The sequence below is a fragment of the Zongyangia sp. genome, assembly GCF_965361945.1.
This window is the reverse complement of sequence record NZ_CBDTOK010000141.1, coordinates 1-3,332: the sequence shown is the minus strand read 5'-3', so window position 1 is coordinate 3,332 and position 3,332 is coordinate 1. Positions and strand designations below refer to the sequence as shown.

At 61.6% G+C, this 3,332-nt stretch carries 3 protein-coding genes; 2 read left to right on the top strand and 1 reads right to left on the bottom strand.

Features of this window, described 5'->3' with window-relative positions; translation table 11 throughout:
- Positions 1 to 170: 170 nt before the first annotated feature.
- Entirely contained in the window at positions 171 to 1,409 is a 1,239-nt protein-coding gene (gene hflX, locus ACZ25G_RS08985) for a GTPase HflX (protein WP_463682214.1), read from the bottom strand.
- Between the two features lie 169 nt (positions 1,410 to 1,578).
- Here hflX and metF point away from each other — a divergent pair, with 169 nt between their 5' ends.
- Together metF and ACZ25G_RS08975 are read left to right on the top strand one after the other, a co-directional pair.
- The gene (gene metF, locus ACZ25G_RS08980) at positions 1,579 to 2,463 is read left to right on the top strand and encodes a methylenetetrahydrofolate reductase [NAD(P)H] (protein WP_463682213.1); all 885 of its coding nucleotides are present in this window, start codon (positions 1,579 to 1,581) and stop codon (positions 2,461 to 2,463) included.
- 3 nt (positions 2,464 to 2,466) lie between these two features.
- Positions 2,467 to 3,120, top strand: a complete 654-nt coding sequence (locus ACZ25G_RS08975; protein WP_463682212.1) for a methionine synthase — start codon at positions 2,467 to 2,469, stop codon at positions 3,118 to 3,120.
- The last annotated feature ends 212 nt before the right edge of the window (positions 3,121 to 3,332 follow it).

Below are 3,332 nucleotides of genomic sequence, written 5' to 3'. Positions count from 1 at the left end.
TCAGTTGCGGGCATCGCGAACAGTGTTACAAAATAAAACCCAGGGCGCGTCTTCCCGCCCCGGGAGGGGCCGTGGGCGGTTTCGGCGGCAGCCGACGATTTTTCGGAACATCCCGGGGCCAGCTGTCGCTGGAATAAAAGGACAGCCGCTTTATAAAGCGGCTGTCCTTTTTATTCTATGAAACCTTCCACCTCGTGGAGCATCTTCATGTCCACCAGCGCATCCACCAGGATGCCGTGGGGAGTGTATTCCTCAGCGTAGACCACCGAGGAATCCTTCAGGCGGGAGTAGATGGCGGCTTTGTCAAAGGGAATCATCAGCTTGAGCCGGAGATGGGTGGGCGGCAGAGCCTTTTCAATGGCCTCCAAGAGCTTTTCCAGGCCAAAGCCTGTCTTGGCGGAGATAAAGACGCATCCCTTTTCCAGGACCAGGGGCATCTGGGAAAGCTTGTCGCATTTGTTGAGGACGGTGACCACCGGCTTGTCCCCGGCTCCCAGCTCCTGGAGGACCTGACGGGTGGTTTCGATCTGAGCCAGGGTCTCCTCGCTGGAGATATCGCAGACATTGAGGATGAGGTCTGCTTCCACCGCCTCCTCCAGGGTGGAGTGGAAAGCCTCCACCAGATGATGGGGCAGCCGGCGGATAAGCCCCACCGTGTCCACCAGCATAACGCTGCGGCCGTCGGGAAGCTTCAAAGCCCGGGCGGTAGGATCCAGGGTAGCGAAGAGCTTGTCCTCGGCCAGGACCCCGGCGTCGGTGAGGGTGTTGAGGAGGGTGGATTTCCCCACATTGGTGTAGCCCACAATGGCCACGGTGATGACGCCGTCCTTTTTCCTCCGGCGGCGCAGTAGCTCCCGATGGCGCCTCACCTCCTCCAGCTGCCCCTCCAGGGACTGGATGCGGCGGCGGATGTGGCGGCGGTCCGATTCCAGCTTGGATTCGCCGGGGCCCCGGGTGCCGATGCCGCCTCCCAGCCGGGACAGGCTCTGTCCCAGCCCCATGAGCCGGGGCAGGAGATACTTCTGCTGGGCCAGCTCCACCTGGAGTTTTCCCTCTTTAGAGCGGGCCCGCTGGGCGAAGATGTCCAGGATTAGGGTGGTGCGGTCGATGACGGCCAGATCGGTTTCCCGTTCGATGTTCCGCTGCTGGACCGCCGTCAGCTCATGGTCGAAGATCAGCAGGTTTACGTCGTTTGCCTGGCAGAACTCCTTGATCTCCTCCAGGCGGCCGGAGCCCACGCAGGTGGAAGGATCCAGGCTCTCCCGGCGCTGGATCACCTTGCCGGCCACCTGAGCCCCGGCGGTGTAGGAAAGCTCCTCCAATTCGTCGATGGATACCTGGGCGTCAAACTCCCCGGTATCCACGCAGACAAGGAGGGCGATTTGCTTTTGTTCCGTATTTTCGTACATAGATACTCCCCGGCCGGCCGGGACAGGCCCGGCAGCCTTTTTGTAATTTCTACTTCCTATTATACCCGCCGGGACAGAGATGGCAACCGGTTTACATTTGGCGGCGGGGATGTTATACTTTACCTAACTGAATTACCGGGAAATTCCAAAGGAAAGAGAGGGGAAACCCATGAAGATATCCCAGCTATTCCAGCAGAAGAAGGCGGTCTTCTCCCTGGAGGTGTTTCCGCCCAAGAAAAACGGCACCATTGACGCCATCTACCGCACCCTGGACAGCGTCCGGGACTTAAAGCCGGACTATGTCAGCGTGACCTATGGGGCGGGAGGCAACCCGGCGGATGATTCCACCTGCCGGATCGCCCGGGCCATCAAGGAAGATTACGGCCTGATCCCGCTGGCCCATCTGACCTGCCTTAATTCGGATAAGGCGCAGATTTATGCCACCCTGGACGAACTGGAACAGGCAGGGATTGAGAATGTCCTGGCCCTGCGGGGGGATAAAAATCCCGACCGGCCCCCCAAGGGGGAATTTAAGTACGCTTCGGAGCTCATCCGCACCATCCAGGAGCGGGGCGGCTTTGACGTGGCGGCGGCCTGTTATCCGGAGGGGCATCCGGACAGCCCCACCCTGGAGGCGGATATCCGCCATCTGAAGGAAAAGGTGGACGCCGGCGCCAGCCATCTGGTCACCCAGCTGTTTTTTGACAACGAGGATTATTATAACTTCCTTTACAAGCTGCGGGAGGCGGGGATCCAGACGCCGGTGCAGGCGGGCATTATGCCGGTGACCAACAAAAGCCAGATCGAGCGGATGGTCTCCCTGTGCGGCGCCAGCATCCCCAAGCGGCTGGTGCGGATCCTCAGCCGGTACGGCCACAACCCCGCCGCCATGATGGACGCGGGCATTGCCTACGCCACCGAACAGATCATCGACCTGCTCTCCAACGGGGCCCACGGCATCCACCTCTATACCATGAACAATCCCGAGGTAGCCCGGCGGATCAGCGGCAGCATCGGCAGCATTGTCCACTGCATCAACGAGCGGGAGGACTAATCCATGGAGTTTGCCATCGACCGCCGGGAGGTGCTGCGGTATCTCGGCTGCGGCACTACAGAGCCGGATGAGGCCACCGCCGCCCTGGTGGAGGAATGCGTCTCCCAGGTGCGGCTGCTTGCCACCCCCCGGTATCTGTGGCGGGAGTTCCCCATCCGTATGGGGGAGGGGGTGGAGCTTGCAGGCACCAGCTTCTCCCTGGAAGGGGAGGATATCCGGCGGCATCTGACCGGCTGCAAAAGCTGCGTCCTGCTGGCCGCCACCATCGGCTCCGGCATTGAGCAGGCCCTGCGCCGGGCCCAGGTCACCGACATGGCCCGGGCTGTGGTTCTGGACGCCTGCGCCACCGCCGCCATCGAGGGGGTCTGCGACCAGGTGCAGGAGGAGATTGCCAAGGACGCCCAGGCCCGGGGCAAGGGGATTACCTGGCGGTTTTCCCCAGGCTATGGGGATATGCCCATCACCCAGCAGCAGGGGTTCACCGCCCTGCTGGATACCCATCGGAAAATCGGCCTGGCCGCCACCGGGGACAATATCTTAACCCCTCGGAAATCGGTGACCGCTGTCATCGGCATCACTGACCTTCCCGGCCAAAAGAAAAAGAAGAGCTGCGCCGACTGCCCCCTGCGCCATTCCTGTGCCTTCCACCACGCCTAGCGGCGGGCAAGACGCGGCCCTAGCGGGCAGCAAGTCGCGCCCCAAGTCTCGTTCGAAACACCGCCGCGTCTCACGCGGACCTGCGGTAGCCGGCGCGCCCACAGTTTTATTCGCGACACTGTTCGCGTTGCCCACGACTTTGTCTCGAATGACGCCACAGCGCGGTTTGGCAGCGGGCACTGCCCGCCATCCTTTTCTCTCAAGAAAAGGAT